18 protein-coding genes are annotated in these 17,382 nt (G+C 40.9%); 16 read left to right on the top strand and 2 right to left on the bottom strand.

Annotation, left to right across the window (positions count from 1 at the left end; genetic code table 11):
- The first annotated feature begins 245 nt into the window (after window positions 1-245).
- From RI561_RS04230 to RI561_RS04195, 8 genes are all read left to right on the top strand, one after another.
- Window positions 246-1,199: a Gfo/Idh/MocA family oxidoreductase gene (locus RI561_RS04230; protein ID WP_395078981.1), complete on the top strand. Its 954-nt coding sequence runs from the start codon at window positions 246-248 to the stop codon at window positions 1,197-1,199.
- Window positions 1,200-1,256: 57 nt separating this feature from the next.
- The gene (locus tag RI561_RS04225; protein WP_395078980.1) at window positions 1,257-1,907 is read left to right on the top strand and encodes an acyltransferase; all 651 of its coding nucleotides are present in this window, start codon (window positions 1,257-1,259) and stop codon (window positions 1,905-1,907) included.
- 230 nt (window positions 1,908-2,137) lie between these two features.
- On the top strand, window positions 2,138-2,338 hold the full coding sequence (locus RI561_RS04220; RefSeq protein ID WP_395078979.1) for a GxxExxY protein: 201 nt from the start codon (window positions 2,138-2,140) through the stop codon (window positions 2,336-2,338).
- 86 nt (window positions 2,339-2,424) lie between these two features.
- The gene (locus RI561_RS04215) at window positions 2,425-3,522 is read left to right on the top strand and encodes a DegT/DnrJ/EryC1/StrS family aminotransferase (protein ID WP_395078978.1); all 1,098 of its coding nucleotides are present in this window, start codon (window positions 2,425-2,427) and stop codon (window positions 3,520-3,522) included.
- A 147-nt stretch (window positions 3,523-3,669) separates the two neighbouring features.
- Window positions 3,670-3,858, top strand: coding sequence for a hypothetical protein (locus tag RI561_RS04210; RefSeq protein WP_395078977.1), 189 nt, complete (start codon window positions 3,670-3,672; stop codon window positions 3,856-3,858).
- Between the two features lie 622 nt (window positions 3,859-4,480).
- Window positions 4,481-5,581: a pyruvate dehydrogenase (acetyl-transferring) E1 component subunit alpha gene (gene pdhA / locus RI561_RS04205; RefSeq protein WP_395078976.1), complete on the top strand. Its 1,101-nt coding sequence runs from the start codon at window positions 4,481-4,483 to the stop codon at window positions 5,579-5,581.
- Between the two features lie 23 nt (window positions 5,582-5,604).
- Window positions 5,605-6,588, top strand: a complete 984-nt coding sequence (locus RI561_RS04200) for a pyruvate dehydrogenase complex E1 component subunit beta (protein ID WP_395078975.1) — start codon at window positions 5,605-5,607, stop codon at window positions 6,586-6,588.
- Between the two features lie 140 nt (window positions 6,589-6,728).
- Complete coding sequence (locus tag RI561_RS04195; RefSeq protein WP_395078974.1) at window positions 6,729-8,015, top strand: pyruvate dehydrogenase complex dihydrolipoamide acetyltransferase; 1,287 nt, start codon at window positions 6,729-6,731, stop codon at window positions 8,013-8,015.
- A gap of 767 nt (window positions 8,016-8,782) precedes the next feature.
- On the opposite strand, the gene RI561_RS04190 is transcribed toward RI561_RS04195, so the two are convergent.
- Entirely contained in the window at window positions 8,783-9,445 is a 663-nt protein-coding gene (locus RI561_RS04190; RefSeq protein ID WP_395078973.1) for a hypothetical protein, read from the bottom strand.
- A 748-nt stretch (window positions 9,446-10,193) separates the two neighbouring features.
- On the opposite strand from RI561_RS04190, the gene RI561_RS04185 reads away from it, so the two are divergent.
- From RI561_RS04185 to RI561_RS04150, 8 genes are all read left to right on the top strand, one after another.
- Entirely contained in the window at window positions 10,194-10,799 is a 606-nt protein-coding gene (locus tag RI561_RS04185) for a hypothetical protein (RefSeq protein ID WP_395078972.1), read from the top strand.
- A 6-nt stretch (window positions 10,800-10,805) separates the two neighbouring features.
- A complete protein-coding gene (locus tag RI561_RS04180) occupies window positions 10,806-11,105 on the top strand; it encodes a winged helix-turn-helix domain-containing protein (RefSeq protein ID WP_395078971.1) in 300 nt (99 codons plus the stop codon).
- Window positions 11,106-11,107: 2 nt separating this feature from the next.
- Window positions 11,108-11,302, top strand: coding sequence for a hypothetical protein (locus tag RI561_RS04175; protein ID WP_395078970.1), 195 nt, complete (start codon window positions 11,108-11,110; stop codon window positions 11,300-11,302).
- A 65-nt stretch (window positions 11,303-11,367) separates the two neighbouring features.
- Entirely contained in the window at window positions 11,368-12,477 is a 1,110-nt protein-coding gene (locus RI561_RS04170; protein ID WP_395078969.1) for a hypothetical protein, read from the top strand.
- Between the two features lie 52 nt (window positions 12,478-12,529).
- On the top strand, window positions 12,530-13,108 hold the full coding sequence (locus RI561_RS04165; RefSeq protein WP_395078968.1) for a hypothetical protein: 579 nt from the start codon (window positions 12,530-12,532) through the stop codon (window positions 13,106-13,108).
- Window positions 13,109-13,229: 121 nt separating this feature from the next.
- Entirely contained in the window at window positions 13,230-14,009 is a 780-nt protein-coding gene (locus tag RI561_RS04160; RefSeq protein ID WP_395078967.1) for a S1/P1 nuclease, read from the top strand.
- Window positions 14,010-14,254: 245 nt separating this feature from the next.
- Window positions 14,255-14,464: a cold-shock protein gene (locus RI561_RS04155; RefSeq protein ID WP_395078966.1), complete on the top strand. Its 210-nt coding sequence runs from the start codon at window positions 14,255-14,257 to the stop codon at window positions 14,462-14,464.
- A 211-nt stretch (window positions 14,465-14,675) separates the two neighbouring features.
- On the top strand, window positions 14,676-16,187 hold the full coding sequence (locus RI561_RS04150) for a capsule assembly Wzi family protein (protein WP_395078965.1): 1,512 nt from the start codon (window positions 14,676-14,678) through the stop codon (window positions 16,185-16,187).
- A 28-nt stretch (window positions 16,188-16,215) separates the two neighbouring features.
- Here the strand turns inward: RI561_RS04150 and RI561_RS04145 are convergent, their stop codons facing one another.
- Window positions 16,216-17,127 carry a sirohydrochlorin chelatase gene (locus RI561_RS04145; RefSeq protein WP_395078964.1) on the bottom strand — a complete coding sequence of 304 codons (912 nt, stop codon included), beginning with the start codon at window positions 17,125-17,127 and terminating at the stop codon, window positions 16,216-16,218.
- Window positions 17,128-17,382: the final 255 nt, after the last annotated feature.

The raw sequence follows: 17,382 nt of genomic DNA, 5'->3' as shown, positions 1-17,382 counted from the left end.
AATCCCGACAGCTGTCGGAATCCGGTCCGGGATCTCCTTGATCAGATTTGTTTGCCCCAAATCCGCACCTCGGTTCTTTGAGCCATAAAAAGGTCTAAAAGGTCAATAAATTACGATAATAATACTACACAAATAAAAATTTGAAATCTGCAAACAAAACCCTATTACGAATGGATACAAGAATTTGTACTTTCGAAAAGGTAAATTGTGAAACGTTTAAGAATTAAATAAACCATATTTATTCAATGAAAAATTTCGCGCTAACCGGATTGGCCGGTTACATTGCACCAAGACATTTAAAAGCGATAAAAGATACCGGGAACAGGCTCGTTGCTGCGGTAGATCCGCATGACTCCGTGGGTATAATAGATAGTTTTTTTCCAGAGGCTGCATTTTTTACTGAGGTTGAACGTTTTGATCGACATCTTGAAAAAATACGCAGGGAAGATAATGGGGAAGGTGTTGACTATCTGACAATATGCTCTCCTAATCATTTACATGATGCTCATATTCGGCTTGCTATGCGTGTGGGAGCAGATGCCATTTGTGAAAAACCATTGGTATTGAATCCATGGAACTTAGATATCCTGCAGGAGCTGGAAGACGAATATGGTCAGCGAGTTTGGACTATTCTTCAACTTCGGGTTCATCCGTCATTAATTGAGCTTAAGAAAAAAATTGATGTTGAGAAAAGTGGGAAACGTAACAAAATTAGACTTACCTACATAACCTCTCGCGGCACTTGGTATCATTATTCATGGAAAGGAGATAAGGAAAAGTCAGGAGGTATTGGTACCAATATTGGTATTCACTTTTTTGATATGTTGATGTGGTTATTTGGGGCACCCCAAACTATGGAACTACATGTTAGAGATAATAATAGAATGGGAGGTTTTTTAGAGCTTCCCAATGCTGATGTTGAGTGGTATCTGTCATTGGAACCTGAAGATATTCCTAATAATGCTGATAATTCTCAACGAACTTTTCGGTCCATAGATATTGATGGTGATGAAATCGAATTCAGTGGTGGCTTTACCGATCTGCATACCAAAGTGTATAAAGAAACACTCAAAGGAAACGGCTTCGGAATCGAAGATGCCCGTCCGTCTATTGAACTGGTTCATAAGTTGCGGACTATGGACCTTACACAGAATCCTAAAGGGTTAGTACATCCAAGCATCCAAGAACTGAAAGATTGACCGCAGTGTGTAACTCTGTGGTCAACCGAAAGGTTTTATAAAAATTGAAAATCAGATATGAAAAACGTTAAAATCCACGAATCCGCCTATGTCGATGAGCCCGTATCCATAGGAGAGGGTACCAGTATCTGGCACTTCTGTCATATTTCGAAAGGGGTTGATATCGGTAAAAATTGCGTATTCGGGCAAAATGTGTTTGTAGCAAATGATGTAAAGATAGGTAATCGGGTGAAGGTGCAAAATAATGTGGCCATCTATACGGGATGCGAGCTGGAGGATGAAGTCTTTTTAGGACCAAGTTGTGTACTTACTAATGTCACAAACCCCCGAAGCCAAGTAAATCGGCATTCACTCTATGAAAGAACCCTGTTCAGAAGAGGAAGTACAGTAGGGGCCAATGCCACTATTGTTTGCGGGATCACCTTAGGACGATATTCCTTTATTGGAGCAGGAGCCGTAGTAACCAAAGACGTCCCCGATTACGCCCTCATCCTCGGCAACCCCGGCAGACAAAAAGGCTGGATGAGCCGACACGGACATCCCCTCAAAAACCCCGACGAAAACGGAATCATGACCTGCCCCGAATCCAGATTCAGATATCAGCTAAAAGATGAAAAACTACGTTGTTTGGATTTAGATGAAGAAATGCCACTGCCGGATAAACTCACCATAGGCGAGAAAAAGTATGATGATTTCAAAACCAATTAAATTTAACCACAGAGTTTCTCGGAGGAATCCACAGAGTTACACAGCTTTTTTTCACTCAATGTTTAATGGTAATTAAATAATGAAAACTAATGATATAACACATAAGATCCTTAACGCAGCTTACAAAGTCATACAGAGTTAGGGCCCGGTTTAATTGAGTCTGCTTATGAACACTGCCTGGTCTATATATATTAAAGGAAGCAGGCATATATATGTAAGCTCAAAAACCCTTGCCACTTTTCTATAAAGAAATTAAACTGGAATATGACTATCGGGTTAATTTATTTGTCGAAAATGAGGTTGTAGTAGAAACTAAGACCACAAAAGGTATAAATGATCTTCATCTGACACAGACATTAACCTACTTGAAACTACTTAATAAAGAAGTAGGGTTGATCCTCAACTTTAATGTTACCTCACTTAAAAAGTAATTAACAAATTATAAATACACGCTAAAACACCGCGAAACCCTGTGCAACACTGCGGTTAGCCAAAAGATTATTACAAAGACTCCAAAATGGAATTCATAGACCTAAAAACACAATACGAGACCTACAAAGACGAAATCGACCGTAAAATGCGAGAAGTTGTTGATCATGGTCAGTTCATTATGGGACCGGAGATTGACGAACTTGAAAAAGTATTAGCGGAATACGTCGGAGTGAAACACTGCATCACCGTAGCCAGCGGGACTGTCAGCCTAGAGATTGCCCTGCGGGCATTAGATATTGGAGCTGGAGATGAGGTTATTACCGTACCCTTTTCATGGATAAGTACAGCAGAAGTCATTGCAGCGGTTGGGGCCAACCCGGTATTCATCGATATTGAGTCAGATACCTATAATATGGATCCTGATTTGTTAGAAGAGGCTATCACCGAAAATACCAAAGCCATTATGCCCGTCAGTTTATTTGGACAGATGCCCGCCCTGGAGCGCATAAACGCTATTGCCGAGAAACACGATATTGCCGTCATCGAAGATGCCGCCCAGAGTTTTGGAGCCACCCGCAATGGAAAACGAAGTTGTGGCGCCTCATTGATAGGAAGCACCTCCTTCTTTCCTGCCAAGCCCTTAGGTTGTTTTGGTGATGGAGGAGCACTTTTCACCGATGATGATGACCTCGCCGACATCATGAAAGCCATTCGTTCCCACGGGGGCATAAAGCGACACCACCATACTCATATTGGACTAAACGGCCGATTTGATACCCTACAAGCCGCCGTAATTTTAGGCAAATGGGAACATTTTGATAAAGAAGTACAAACACGTGGAGAAATCGGAGCCCGATACAGTAAGTTGCTAAAAGGACAGATAAAAACCCCAAAAATAGCCGAAGGCAATACCCATGTTTATGCCCAATACACCATTCGAGTAAATGAAGAGCACAGAGATGAAGTGGTGGCACGAATAAAAGAAGCTGGCATCCCCGTTGGAATCTACTACCCTAAATGCTTCCACGAACAGCCCGTTTTTCAAAACCTGGGCTACAATTACGGCGATTTTCCCAAATCTGAAAAAGCCAGCCGCGAAGTACTAAGCCTTCCCATGCATCCTTTCCTAAGTGAAGAAGATCAGGACAAAGTCTGTGAGCAATTGATTAAGATCATCAATTGAAAATTGGTTATTAATTATTAGATATTCCCATAGAATCAAATATCATAACTCCCCTTGATCTCATAGATAAAATTGAGCACTTTTATTACTTATTTTTCAAAAATTTGCTTTAGGTAAAACCATTCATCTTAGATTAAAAACTACTACATGATCGACAAGTTAATCTCAATTCAATTACGAGTAAAGCTGTTGCAAAAGTTCTTCATCAATCTTGAGCTAAAATCAGACCTCAAAGGGTTATCAAGGGAATTTGAGTTGTCAAGTAATACCGTACCACAGGAATTAAACCGACTTCAAAAAGCCGGTATCATTGAAGCCGAACCGAAGGCAATATGAAATAGTATAAATAAAATTTACCAATGTTAACAAGGTGCGAACTCTCCTAATGAAAACTGTTGGGTGGAAAAAATCTTAAAAAAAGTAATAAACCGGCTCGGTAATCCCGAAAAGGTGGCTTCCTTGTGCACAGACTTGAAGGCGTCACCATATACTTCTATGTGATTGGAGATATAGATCGAGATTACTTAAACGAATTAACCCGGAAAGCCGAAAAGCCGAAAAGATGACCGAAAAATCAGGATATCCTTTTTTACTCCTAACGAATGGGAACCGGAACTACTCGAAAACCAAGAACATGTATTGAATTTTGAGCGATAATCGATGACTTTTGATAATGGACTTGTAAATCTTCAATCCACAATCTTATAAATCCAAAATTCAGGGTTTAAACTCATACTAATGTACCAGAAGTCCTTGCCAAAACTCAAACAGATAAGAAGAATTTTAACCATGATTTATAAAGTATTATCCTATGTTTGTGAAAGTAAGTGAGATGGCTGATATTTTATTTAATAAAATTGGTGGAAGTTCCAGAATCAAAATCACAAAATCTTCATAAAAATTGGATATATTTGCGTCCCTTTTGATTTGACGCAAAAATTGACTTGAAAAGATTATTATGGCTAAAAAGAAAAATGACGAAATTAATTTTGCCCCTTGGGGTATTGGAAATGAAAAAGACGGTGCCGTCCAAAAAGGCGTTGATCTCCCCTCCCCTACACGAAAAAAACATAAATCCCTTGGCCTAAGTGAGGATGACCTCAAAGCCATGTATGAGCAAATGTATCTTCAGCGACGCTTTGAAGAACGAGCCATGCAGCAATATCAGAAAGGGAAATTTGGTGGGTTCCTTCACCTTTATATAGGTCAGGAAGCAGTTTCAACCGGAACAGTGTTTGCCCTGAATGATGACGATGATATCATTACAGCTTATCGCGATCATGGGTGGGGATTGTGCCGAGGCATCACCCCAAAAGAAGGTATGGCGGAGCTGTTTGGGAAGAAAACCGGATGCTCGAAAGGAAAAGGTGGTTCCATGCACTTTGCCAAAACTGAAAATCACTTCTGGGGTGGTTATGGAATTGTAGGTGGACATATTCCCATTGGCGGCGGTATTGCTTTTGCCAATAAATACAACCAAACCGGTCGTGTCACTGCTACTTTCTTCGGAGACGGCGCTGTAGATCAGGGTGCCCTTCATGAGACTTTTAATATTGCCAACTTATGGGGACTGCCCGGAATATTTGCTGTTGAAAATAACGGTTATTCTATGGGAACTGCCGCTCGCCGACATACGGTGACCGAAATTGTAGATCGTGCCAAAGCGTATGGAATGAAAAGCAAAGTTGTTAACGGAATGGATGTGTTTTCTGTGTACGAGGCTATGAAAGAGGTTTCTGAATATGTTCGTGAAAATTCTGAGCCGTATTTCCTTGAGATCAGAACCTATCGCTATCGCGGTCACTCCATGTCCGATCCTCAAAAATATCGTGATAAAGAGGAGCTGGAAGAATATCAGAAGAATGACCCGATAGAGCGACTGAAGACTTATCTGAAAGATGAGAAGATTCTCAAAGACAAAGAAATTGAGGAAATAGAAGAAAAGGTAGAGCAGCAAGTATTAGATGCCGTGGAGTTTGCAGATGAATCTGAATTCCCGGATGAGTCTGAGCTCTACGATGACATGTTCGCTGAAGATGATCCATATTTCCACACCTAATTTTAAAAGACAGAAACAGAGTAATGGCTGAATTACAATTTAGAGAAGCAATACGAGAGGCAATTGACGAGGAAATGGCCCGTGAAGAAAAAGTCTTCATTATGGGTGAGGAAGTTGCCGAGTACAATGGTGCATACAAAGCTACCGAAGGACTTTTAGACAAATACGGCTACAAGCGCGTGATCGATACCCCGATCTCTGAACTTGGATTTGCCGGAATTGGTGTGGGTGCTGCAATGAACGGACTTCGTCCCATTGTGGAATTCATGACCTTCAACTTTGCGGTGTTGGCAGCTGACCAAATCATCAACCATGCCTCCAAAGCGGGCTATATGACCGGTGGACAAATTTCGATGCCCATTGTATTTCGTGGGCCTAATGCCTCTGCGGGTCAGTTAGGAGCTACTCACTCCGTGGCTTATGATTCTATGTACGCCCACTTCCCCGGACTGAAAGTAATTTATACCTCGGAGCCGGATGATGCCAAAGGATTGCTGAAATCTGCCATCCGTGATGACAATCCCGTATTGTTCATGGAATCGGAGCAGATGTACGGAATGAAAGGTGAAGTTTCTGAAGAAGATGATTACATCATTCCAATTGGAAAAGGAAAAATAAAACGTGAAGGAAGTGATGTAACCATCGTTGCCCATGGGAAAATGTACCATGTAGCAAAACAAGCGGCGACTCAGTTAGAGAAAGATGGAGTTGAAGTTGAAATTATCGACCCAAGAACAGTGAAGCCGCTGGATCTTCCTCTGATTGTGGAATCCATAAAGAAAACGAACCGTTGTGTGGTCGTGGATGAAGCACACCCGTTTGCCGGATTTGCTGCTGAGATTGGGTTCCTGATCCAGCGCGAAGCCTTCGATTATTTGGATGCGCCTGTTCAACGTGTTACCCTTCCGGATGTAAACGCACCGTTTGCCAAGAATTTATTTGATGCATGGTTACCGGATGCAAAAAATGTAATCGAAGCAGTAAATCAGGTTACGTATCGGAATTAGGTGAAAAGTGAAAGGGCAAAAGTGAAATTGTGCATAGCATAATTTTTCACTTTTGCGTTTTGCCTTTTCACTCTAACACCCGTTAAATTAGCAAATGCTTAAAAAATTAATAACTCACTCAACAGTATAGACTAAAGATTATGGCGATTAAGATTGAAATGCCGAAGCTAAGCGACACCATGGAAGAAGGGGTTATCGCATCGTGGAATGTTAATCAAGGAGATCAGGTAGAACCCGGTGATATTATTGCCGAGGTAGAAACCGACAAAGCCACGATGGAAGTGGAAGCTTTTGACGCAGGAACCGTACTCAAAATTTTGGTAGATGAAGGTGATGCCGTTCCGCTAGGTGGACTAATGGCTGTTCTGGGTGAGGAAGGGGAAGACATCTCTGAGATCCTTGAAAATGCCGGCTCCTCTTCCTCCGACAACACCGAAGAGAAAGCAGAATCTAAATCTGAAGAAAAAGAAGAATCAACTTCCGGTTCAAGCAACAGGGCAACTCTTACTTCCCCTAAATCAGAAAGAAGTTCTGCTGATTCTGACGATATTGCCGCTTCAACAGGGAAGCATGGCCGAATTTTAGCTTCTCCCCTTGCCCGTAAAATGGCCGAAGATAAAGGCATTGAATTAGAAAACGTGAGCGGTTCAGGACCAAATGGTCGTATTATCAAGGCTGATATTGAAGATTATAAAGAAGAAGCACCAACCGCAGTATCCACCCCTGCTCAAACTTTCGAAAGTATTGAGAGTAAAGAGGTCAAAGTTTCTCAAATGCGTAAGACTATTGCTCGCCGATTGTCTGAGAGCAAGTTTACGAGTCCACATTTCTACGAGACTATCGATATTGATATGAAGGCGGTAGTAGCAGCTCGCAAGCAAATCAATGATACCAATGAGGATGTAAAAATCAGCTTCAACGATATTGTGGTGAAGGCATGTGCTACCGCGCTAACCCGTCACCAATATGTGAACAGCTCTTGGCATGATGATGTCATTAAACAACACGGAGATATCCATGTAGCAGTAGCCGTTGCTATTGAAGAAGGGCTTATGACTCCTGTTATACGTCACACTGACAAAAAGGGGCTGGCACAGATTTCATCCGAGACCCGTGAGTTGGCTGGGCTGGCAAGAGAGCGTAAACTTCAACCCGAGCAAATGGAAGGAAGTACGTTTACCATCAGTAACCTGGGGATGTTTGGCATTGAAGAGTTTACAGCCATCATCAACCCGCCAAATGCTTGTATTTTGGCCGTTGGAGCAATTCGAGACGTGCCTGTAGTTGAGAACGGAGAAGTAGTCCCGGGCAAACGCATGAAAGTTACTTTATCTTCTGACCACCGAATTGTGGATGGAGCCAAAGCCGCAGAATTCCTGAATACAGTTAAGAATCTGCTGGAAAATCCGCTTTCCATGTTGCTGTAATAGGCTGTAATAGATAGATAGCATTAAAAAAAATTTGGAAGCCCCTCATTTCAGTTGAAGTGCGGGGCTTTTTTGTGGACCTGAAAACTTATGAATGGAACGCGGATGAGGCGGATTTTGCGGATAGGCACTGATTTAAAATTTACAAGAAAACACAAACCATTCCGCGATTATCAGCTCAATCCTTGTTATCCGTGTTCTGTTCCTTAGCCACCACCGAACCGGAACGCAGATGAAGCAGGTCTAGCGGATGACCACTGATTTGCAATGTTAGTTTGCTGACTTGTTTACTCCATGATGAGCTGCAAGTACTTTTGCAGTTGTGTTTTGGACCGGTGGTCCATGCTGGCATTCCCAGTGAGAGCGTTGGGAACAAGGGAAAGGTTGTCATCCTGAGCGCAAGAACGGTTGAATTAAAAATGGTTGTATTACGCGAAGGATCTCAAAGTTTACATCTACCTGGTAGTTAGTTTTGAGATCCCTCGTGTTAAACTTAATTGACTTATTTATAGCACCATACACTCGGGATGACAACCTTAATCTTTTGTCTTCCAGTACACAAGCATGGGTTTTAACCCTTTTCAATATCAGGCAAATTAAAGTGGCCACAAGGACCAAGATTTGCTATTTCAACACCGCAGAAGTGAAACGCTTGCGCTAATATAATTGGTTAACTTTTCCCACGATTATCCGTCGAATCCGTGTTATCCGTGTTCTGTTCCCTAGTCACCATCGAATTGGAAAAGGGAACAATGGCAGCCTGTAGTTTAAAAGTATACAGACAAACCAAACCTAACGCCATTGCTGCCCAAAGAGAATCTGTTCTCGTTGTATTTATCAGTTGTTTCCTGGCTGGTTTGATGGTCTTCTGTTATTACTTTTCGGCTCTCGAAAGTGGCTCGGAATGATGCCCGGTATTCGGCATGAAGGCTGAACGAAGAACTGATAAACCATTCAACCCCGGAATAACCTATTGCTTTTACCCCCAAGGTTAACCTATCCTGCGTAATGGTATCATTGACTCTTTCCAGGTTATTTGAGTTATACCCAAAACTAATTCCGGGTCCATAGCCATAATATGCTTTTACTTCGTCTTGGGGATTCACATAGTTCTGCCAGCTTATAATGGCTGCAATATCAGTTCCAAAATCTGTTGTCTCCTGATCATTTGAACTATTAGGAAAAGTCCGATTTCGAAGAGCACTTTGAAAACTAAGACTAAATCTTTGCGCCTTTTCTTCTGACAGTTGTCTTTTATAAGAGAGAGCACTGCCCCCAAAAGAACCAAGAGTGAAATTACTGTTTACCTGAAATTGTATGGCCCTTGCACCCTCTATCAAACTATGCTCATGTTCCTGGGCTTGAAGTGTCAATGTAGATGATATCAACAAGAGGATAACAATTGATGTCAGTTTGTAAAATTGTTTCATAGTATGTATGGGTTTAATGATGGTTAAGGAGATCCAATAAAAACATAATTGAAGTTAGCTATAATGGCATGATGATGTTAAGCTTTTGATTGAACTTTCAAAATCTCAGGAACCGAACGCGTATATGCCGACGTAGTGGATGAACACTGATATTAAGTGTAAAATTACTATAATATTAGCTCCGCGATTATCCGTCGAATCCGTGTTATCCGTGTTCTATTCCTTAGTCACCATCGAATTAGAACGCGGATAAAGTGGATTTTGCAGATGGGCACTGATTTGCAATGTTAGTTTGCTGACTTGTTTACTCCATGATGAGCTGTAAGTACTTTTTTAGTTGTGTTTTGGACCGGTGGTCCATACTGGCATTCCCAACGTGGGCGTTGGGAACGAGGGTGGATTGGGAAATTGAAACTACCCAAAAGGTTGTCATCCTTGTAGATGTTAGATAATTCGTTGACAAAAACAACGAAGAGCACTAGCGCAGGCGTCGTCCCGAAAGTCGGGATGCGGTGGTTGAATTGGTAAACAAGTTGGTCCAAGCGAGACGCTTGAACTAGATCGAGACTCATTTCCTGCTCCGGGTGAGAACTTGGGGGGATTGATAAAATCACACTTCCTTCCGCGATTATCCGCCCAATCCGCTTTATCCGTGTTCTATTCCTTAGTAACTATCGAGTGAAAAATAATCACCCCCCTATTGTTACTTTCGTATTTCCTATGTACTTTGTAATAAAAAGTACTTTGCATGAAAGAAGAACAAGATTACATTCAGGACATTGCTGAGATTCGTTCCATGATGGAGCGGTCTTCCAAATTTTTATCTCTTTCCGGATGGGCGGGTATATTGGCAGGAGTTTATGCTCTAATTGGAGCCGCAATAGCATACAGTGTTTTTGAATTTCACCCTAATGAAGTCACATATTCTTATACAAATTTGTCGACTATCATTTTAGTTGCAACCGGAGTGTTAGTATTTGCAATTGGCAGCGCTCTTCTGGATTCCCGAAGAAAGGCACAGAAACAAGATAAGAAAGCCTGGAATGCAACTTCCCGCCGCCTCTTAGTCAGTATGGCCATTCCGTTATTAGCGGGTGGGGTTTTAATATTGCTATTCATTTCAAAAGGGTTACTTGGATTGATAGCTCCCTTCACCCTTCTATTCTACGGACTTGCCTTATACAATGCCGGATTCTATACCATTAAGGAAGTTCGGATTATGGGATTGGTTCAAATGATTCTAGGGCTTCTGAATGTAGCCTTTATCAGCTATGGACTCCTTTTCTGGGTGACAGGATTTGGAGCTGTTCATATCGTTTACGGAATATACATGTACTTCAAATATGAGCGGTGATCATACGTGAAGGTATCATTTGACGATTTACATAAAGCGTTTGAAAATCGGGTAAGACTGGGAATAATGTCGGCATTGGCCGTTAACGACTCCCTCGATTTCACTTCCCTGAAGGAATTCCTTGAAGTAACCGATGGAAATCTGGCTACTCATATTAAAAAGCTGGAACAAGAAGGATTTGTGGAAGTAGAAAAATCATTTATCGACAAGAAACCTAATACCAGTTATTCTATGACACCGGAAGGAAAAAAGGCATTTGAGGAACATCTTAAAGTGCTTGAACAAATAATAAAATCACAGAAATAGCTATGAAAACAGAGTGTTTTGCTCAGCATAAAATGCACAAAATTATTTCACTGCTTATCACCTTTGTTGGTGTTGCTCTGCTGACCTTCATGATCGTAGTCGAAGATGAACCGGGCGCTATTCCACTTGCACTTATAGTGACAGGTCTTGGATGGTATATCTTTACCCGTATTAAATCAAACCACAGAAGAGTTTAAAAAAATTTAGGCACTTACTTTGTAATTCAAAGTTCTTTCAATATAAAATTTAAAATACTGTAACAATGACTAACACCACCTCTGAGCCCCATAATGACTCTATCTTTAAAGAAGCTATCGTTGTGTTTAGCCTGGCGGTATTGGCTGCAGTACTGATAAAGCTACCCTCAATATTTGGGTATGATTTAGATCAAAACGAAAACTTGTATTTCCGCAATATGAGCTTTTTCGCCCTCCCTTTGGTGACTGCTTATTTTGCCTGGAAAAGAGAATTGAAAACAAAGACTATTTTGTTTCTGACCATTCCATTTCTGATGGCCCTCACCTTTGCCAATATTTACCCCTTTGAACAACATGCAGATACGGAAGTTCTGTTGGCTTTGCACCTGCCTGTTACATTATGGCTCTTGGTTGGGATAGCTTTCTCAGGCAGACAATGGCGTCAGTCTAATGAAAGAATGAATTTCATACGGTTTTACGGTGAATCTTTTATCTACTACGTGCTCATTGCTCTTGGAGGAGGTGTGCTATCGGGTTTCATGGCTTTAATATTCGGAACCATCGATATTGATATAGAACCATTTTTCGAATCGTGGCTACTGCCATGCGGTGCCACCGGAGCTATAATTATTGCTGTATGGCTGGCTGAAATACGGAGTAACCTGGCCGCCAATTTTGCTCCGGTTCTGGCAAAACTCTTCTCCCCCCTCTTTGCTATTATGCTTATTACTTTTCTTGGCGTAATGGCTTTTACCGGAAAAGAGCTCATCACGGATCGTGAGGTGCTTATAGCCTTTGACCTACTACTAATAGTGGTTTTAGCATTGCTGCTTTACTCTATCTCTGCCCGAAATTCCGAGGATACTCCCGGCGTATTTGATGTGATACAAGTTGTGTTGGTAGTTAGCGCACTAATAGCTGATGCAGTAGCCCTTTTGGGGATCTCAGAACGAATAGCTGAATTTGGATTCACCCCAAACAGAGTTGCTGCCCTTGGTCTAAACTTAATACTCTTGGTTAATTTAATTTGGTCGGTGGTTCTGTATATCAGATTTCTTCGGGGAAAGTCTTCATTTTCGGTTTTAGAAAAATGGCAAACTGGTTACCTGACGGTTTACGCAGCTTGGGGTGCAATCGTAGTCATCGTATTTCCTCTGCTTTTTGGATTTGAATGATGAAGTCAATGCATGACCAACAAATTTTCAACAATCACATAATCACATAATCATGAATACACAACAAGATCTCTCAAAAGCTTTTCTATATCCTGCACTTATCACCGTATCTATTTTACTGATTCCATTGATAGCAATGCAGTTTTCAGAAAATGTAATCTGGACGGTATCTGACTTTATCTTTGCCGGACTGCTAATTCTTTCATGCAGTCTGACCTATACCTTAGTCACCAAAAAAACTACTACCGTTGCATATAGAGTTGCCACGGGATTTGCTCTTTTAACCGGACTGTTCCTCATCTGGAGTAATCTTGCCGTGGGACTCATCGGCTCAGAGGATAACGAATTCAACCTATTGTATTTCCTGGTGATTGGGGTGGGCGTTATGGGTGCTTTTATTGCTAAATTTAAAGCCTCCGGACTGAAGTACACTTTATTCGCTATGGCTGCTGCACAATTTATAATTACCATAGTTGCTCTATTCACCGGCATGGCTGAAGTTCCAGACAGCTCTGTGTATGAAATTCTGGCTGTAAATGGCTTCTTCATTACCCTTTTTGTTGTAGCAGGGATGCTGTTTCAGTATGCAGCAGATGAAGAAAAATCCAATCTGTCAGCTGATTTTGATTAGTTTGAAAAACTAATCCTGATTTCTTTTTACAAGCTCAAAAACAAAGACATTATCGGATGATTAATAACCTCACGGCTGTTATCTTTGTTGGAGAATAAATCAAAACACATTCTTTCAAATTATGCCGAAATTCGTAGCCCTCATATCCATCTTCATTTTTGGTTTTACCTCAACAGCTAATGAAACCTTACGGTGGGGACAAATTGGTCACCGTGCTACAGGACTTGTAGCTGAACACTATCTAACTGATAAAGCAGCAAAAGAGGTAAAACGAGTGTTGGGCAATGAGTCGCTTGCAGAAGTAAGCACATGGATGGATGAGGTTCGTTCTGATGGAGGCTATGATTATATGGCTCCCTGGCATTATGTGACCATACCGGAAGGAGAAACCTATGAATCGGCTGAAAAAAATCCTGACGGTGATATCATTTGGGCTATCGATAAAGTAGTATCTGAATTAAAAGAAGGCGGATTATCTGCAAAACAAGAAGCTGAAAACCTAAAGGTATTGGTTCATTTAGTTGGCGATCTCCATCAACCCCTGCATGTGGGAAATGGCTCCGATCGCGGTGGTAACGATGTACGTCTGCAATGGTTTTGGGAGAACTCTAACTTACATCGGGTTTGGGACAGTGAAATGATTGATGATAAACAGCTCAGTTTTACAGAACTCACCCGCTTTATCAATCACCCTACTGAAAGCCAAATTCGAGACTGGCAAAGCAGCTCGGTATTAAATTGGGCTTATGAATCACAGGCGCTGCTACCCCAAGTATATGATATGCCTGAAAACAAGGAACTTAGTTACGAGTATTCGTACAAAAACTGGGATACTGTTGAAACCAGATTACTGAAAGCCGGTGTTCGTATGGCCGGTCTCATTAATGAAATTTACGAATGATCTTATCCGTCTTTCACTTACTGACTCTCCGGAAGAATAAAGTTTGTTATTGGACAGAATAAAGGAGAACTTTGAATTGCAAATTAATTAAAGGACGTCGGTATTTTTTTAGTACAGTAATATTTCCCTTCTCTGGTTTGTATAACTAACATTTAAATTCTCGCAGCCGATTTTTGAAATGAAGTATGCCCATTTTTAAGCATACAATACACTGTGCCTGCGAACAACACAACACAACATATATTATGGAATACGGTAAAGTAAAATGGTTTGATACTCAAAAAGGATTTGGGTTTATCAAGCCTGACAACGGTGAAAAGGATATCTTTCTCCACCGAAATAACATCGAGAACCTTGGTTTTAACGAAGGTATCGAAGACGGTGAAGAAGTTGAATTTTCCGTAGAAGAAACTGACAAAGGCCTTAGCGCTACTGAAGTTTACATTCTCGAATAATTCAATTCGATATTGATTTCATCTTTGTATGAAATTAGAACCCGCACATTAATTTGTGCGGGTTTTTTTATGAGCTTTATTTTTTTGATCAAGAGTGAGTCGTTCTGGATTAAATTCAAAAGATTGGTTACCCTTTGCTCAAACAGATACCAAAAACTCATTCTTCCGGCTATTGATGAAATTCAGAACTTCAATTCTTTTACTGGTCGTCATGTTATTTATTTCGGGGCATGTACTTGGGCAGCAAAATCGTCTGCTATCCATGTCTGATTATACCTACGACTATATTAAAAGGCTACAAAACCGGGGGATGATGTTAGATCTTAATCCTACCGCCCTTCCCTATTCATACGGAGAAATAAAGTCTGCACTCGACAAAATTAATGAAAACAAACTCAGCGAGAATGAGGTCGTGTGGTTTGAAATGATTAGAGCAAGGGTAGATCAGAATGATCCATCAGAAAAAAATGAATTAGGTCTTGAACTTACCGTTGCAAGCAGAGTGAGTGACACCAAACGTCAGGATGTTCTGCGACCTCTAAATCAAAAACTATACGCATACCCATATCCTACTTTATCGGGATACATGGAACAAGGTGATTTTGTAGGACAATTTTCCATCCGACATGATTATTATTACGATCAGGACCCCGACGGACTTGATGCAGTACGGCGGCTTCATATTCGCAGCGAAGAATCTTACGCAGGATATCAAAATAATAATTTCCGCATAACACTTGGAAGATTTCAAAATCAATGGGGCAAATATGGAGAACCCTCTGCTGTCATGAGTACCAATGCCCGATCTTTTGATCAGATTAATATCAGCATGAAGGGAAAGCACTTTTCATTACGGAGTATTCTAGGTGAACTTGATGGTATTACAGCGGATGGAAACTTCACGGGAGATCCCTATCGAGAAGGCTCAAAAAACAGGTTTATAGCTACTCATCGCTTCGATTGGAGGCCTTCAAAGTATTTTGGAATTAGTTTTTTTGAATCTGTTATTTATTCAGGAAATAATTCCGGGATTTCATTAAAGTATGCCAATCCATTCCTAATATTTGGATTTGTTACCGATAATTACCCTAAGAATGATGAACATAATCTATTAATTGGAGGAATGGTCTGGGGTTTCTACCAAAACCTGTCATACAATATGCAATTTATGCTTGATGATTTTGAGCATACAGAAGACTTCGGAGAACCTATTACCTTTACTTACCTAACATCTTTGACCTACGCACTTAATAATCCTTCGATAGATCTTAATCTTGAATTTGAGGCTGTTGCTTATCAAACTTACAATACTCATCAAGCCGAGGGGCGTTATCTTTACCTTGGTCGAAGCATGGCCACCCCAACTAATGATTACATAAAGCTCAGACTAACTCCCGATTTTTATCTCGATCAATATCTTCGAGGGCTAAAAGTATCACCTTATCTCGCTTATTATGTACAGGGAGAGCAAGTGATTAATCAAGAGTTTAACCGAAGATATCCCGACGGAAGCGTAATTGATGTTATTTTAACGGGTAATGAAGAGAAAACTATCAGGGGCGGACTTCATGTACTCTATCAACCCCGGTCTTATTTGTGGTTTGAATTAGATACCGGATACAACAATTTTCAAAATAGAAGTCACGTACAGGGACAATCAGATTCCCGCTTTGTAACCATTTTTAAAGCAGGTGTGAGATTCGGTTTGTATGGTGGAAATTAGAGTGATTACAGATTTTAGAAATGACCGTCTATTGTTTTAGAGCATTGTTTACGGTTTCTGTTAACAAGTTGGTAAGTCTGTCATCGGGTAGTAAGGTTTCGCCATTCCATTTAAAATTCAATCCCTCTAATCGCTGAGCCACTGATTTTTCTCTACCACCCGGTGAGAGAAATACAGGAACTACAATCACTTCACCCGAAATATTTCCTTGTCGAACTACCGCCCTCAGATGTTGTTTGGCTTGCTCATGAATGTCTTCCGGGGCATCATCACGAACTGTCAAGGCATTTATATTTCTGAAAGTCGATGCTCCCTCCTTTTTTTGCATGTGCTGAACCTGAGCTGCCAGCGACTCCATGCTTTTTACCCATCCGATATTGTCTTCTTCTCCATTGGGACCATGAGCTGCTAACACAACTGTTTCATTTGATGGATCTTTGCTAAGTGATAAAATGCGCTCTCTTAAGATTCCGGCTACCGTGGGGTGATCATCGAGAGCATCAGTGAACTGAACCGGAGTTTTTATTTCAATCTGATTGAGTGTGGGAGGAAACAGCATATTATGCATGAAATGGGAATCATCTAATTCAACTCCTGACATTTCCCTGAATTCATCTGTGTAATGCATAACCGGCATAGGTGGATCGGCCAGCTTATCCCTCAAACCCAAGAGGAATTCTGTTTGCCGAAAAATAGGGCTGTGTTTCGAAATGAAAAGTGGAACAACTATGATCCTATCAACTTTTTTGGCCTCCAAATTCTGAACCGCTTTCTGAAGCGAAACAAAATTGGCCATCCCCCAGGCAAATTCGACAGGGTGTTTTTCGGTCAGTGGTGCTGCAGCATTTTTTACCATGTTATTCCAGGTAGTCCCGCCACCGTGGGCCATTATTAAGATGCCAATATTTGATTGATCTGTATTTTTTTCAGATGCGCTCATTGAAAATTAGTCTGCTTATTTGATGAATTTATTTGCACCTAAGATACAAATTGATAAAATATCTTTGAGCTAAAAATCGGTTAAATGAATAGAAATGGTGTTTTTTGGAACCCTGATGTTTGGGATTATAGGATTTACCTGTGTTTCGTCGGTACTGTAGATGTTAGATAATTCGATGACAAAAGTTTAGGAAAGTGAAGTCTCCCCTGGAGGGGAGATAAATCAGTCAGTTGTTCCTGTCCCGATTTTTTCGGG

Source organism: Gracilimonas sp. (genome assembly GCF_031581265.1).
Classification (GTDB): domain Bacteria; phylum Bacteroidota; class Rhodothermia; order Balneolales; family Balneolaceae; genus Gracilimonas.
The sequence above is the reverse complement of the archived record's forward strand: the minus strand, read 5'-3'. Positions and strand labels throughout refer to the sequence as shown.

What these genes read in the sequence shown, in the direction of transcription:
- RI561_RS04200 (WP_395078975.1), top strand. Translation starts at nt 5,605, where the DNA reads ATGGCTGAATTACAATTTAGAGAAGCAATACGAGAGGCAATTGACGAG.
- RI561_RS04225 (WP_395078980.1), top strand. Translation starts at nt 1,257, where the DNA reads ATGAAAAACGTTAAAATCCACGAATCCGCCTATGTCGATGAGCCCGTA.
- RI561_RS04210 (WP_395078977.1), top strand. Translation starts at nt 3,670, where the DNA reads ATGATCGACAAGTTAATCTCAATTCAATTACGAGTAAAGCTGTTGCAA.
- RI561_RS04160 (WP_395078967.1), top strand. Translation starts at nt 13,230, where the DNA reads ATGCCGAAATTCGTAGCCCTCATATCCATCTTCATTTTTGGTTTTACC.
- RI561_RS04175 (WP_395078970.1), top strand. Translation starts at nt 11,108, where the DNA reads ATGAAAACAGAGTGTTTTGCTCAGCATAAAATGCACAAAATTATTTCA.
- RI561_RS04195 (WP_395078974.1), top strand. Translation starts at nt 6,729, where the DNA reads ATGGCGATTAAGATTGAAATGCCGAAGCTAAGCGACACCATGGAAGAA.
- RI561_RS04150 (WP_395078965.1), top strand. Translation starts at nt 14,676, where the DNA reads ATGTTATTTATTTCGGGGCATGTACTTGGGCAGCAAAATCGTCTGCTA.
- RI561_RS04165 (WP_395078968.1), top strand. Translation starts at nt 12,530, where the DNA reads ATGAATACACAACAAGATCTCTCAAAAGCTTTTCTATATCCTGCACTT.
- RI561_RS04170 (WP_395078969.1), top strand. Translation starts at nt 11,368, where the DNA reads ATGACTAACACCACCTCTGAGCCCCATAATGACTCTATCTTTAAAGAA.
- RI561_RS04190 (WP_395078973.1), bottom strand. Translation starts at nt 9,445, where the DNA reads ATGAAACAATTTTACAAACTGACATCAATTGTTATCCTCTTGTTGATA.
- RI561_RS04155 (WP_395078966.1), top strand. Translation starts at nt 14,255, where the DNA reads ATGGAATACGGTAAAGTAAAATGGTTTGATACTCAAAAAGGATTTGGG.
- RI561_RS04215 (WP_395078978.1), top strand. Translation starts at nt 2,425, where the DNA reads ATGGAATTCATAGACCTAAAAACACAATACGAGACCTACAAAGACGAA.
- pdhA (WP_395078976.1), top strand. Translation starts at nt 4,481, where the DNA reads ATGGCTAAAAAGAAAAATGACGAAATTAATTTTGCCCCTTGGGGTATT.
- RI561_RS04230 (WP_395078981.1), top strand. Translation starts at nt 246, where the DNA reads ATGAAAAATTTCGCGCTAACCGGATTGGCCGGTTACATTGCACCAAGA.
- RI561_RS04145 (WP_395078964.1), bottom strand. Translation starts at nt 17,127, where the DNA reads ATGAGCGCATCTGAAAAAAATACAGATCAATCAAATATTGGCATCTTA.
- RI561_RS04185 (WP_395078972.1), top strand. Translation starts at nt 10,194, where the DNA reads ATGAAAGAAGAACAAGATTACATTCAGGACATTGCTGAGATTCGTTCC.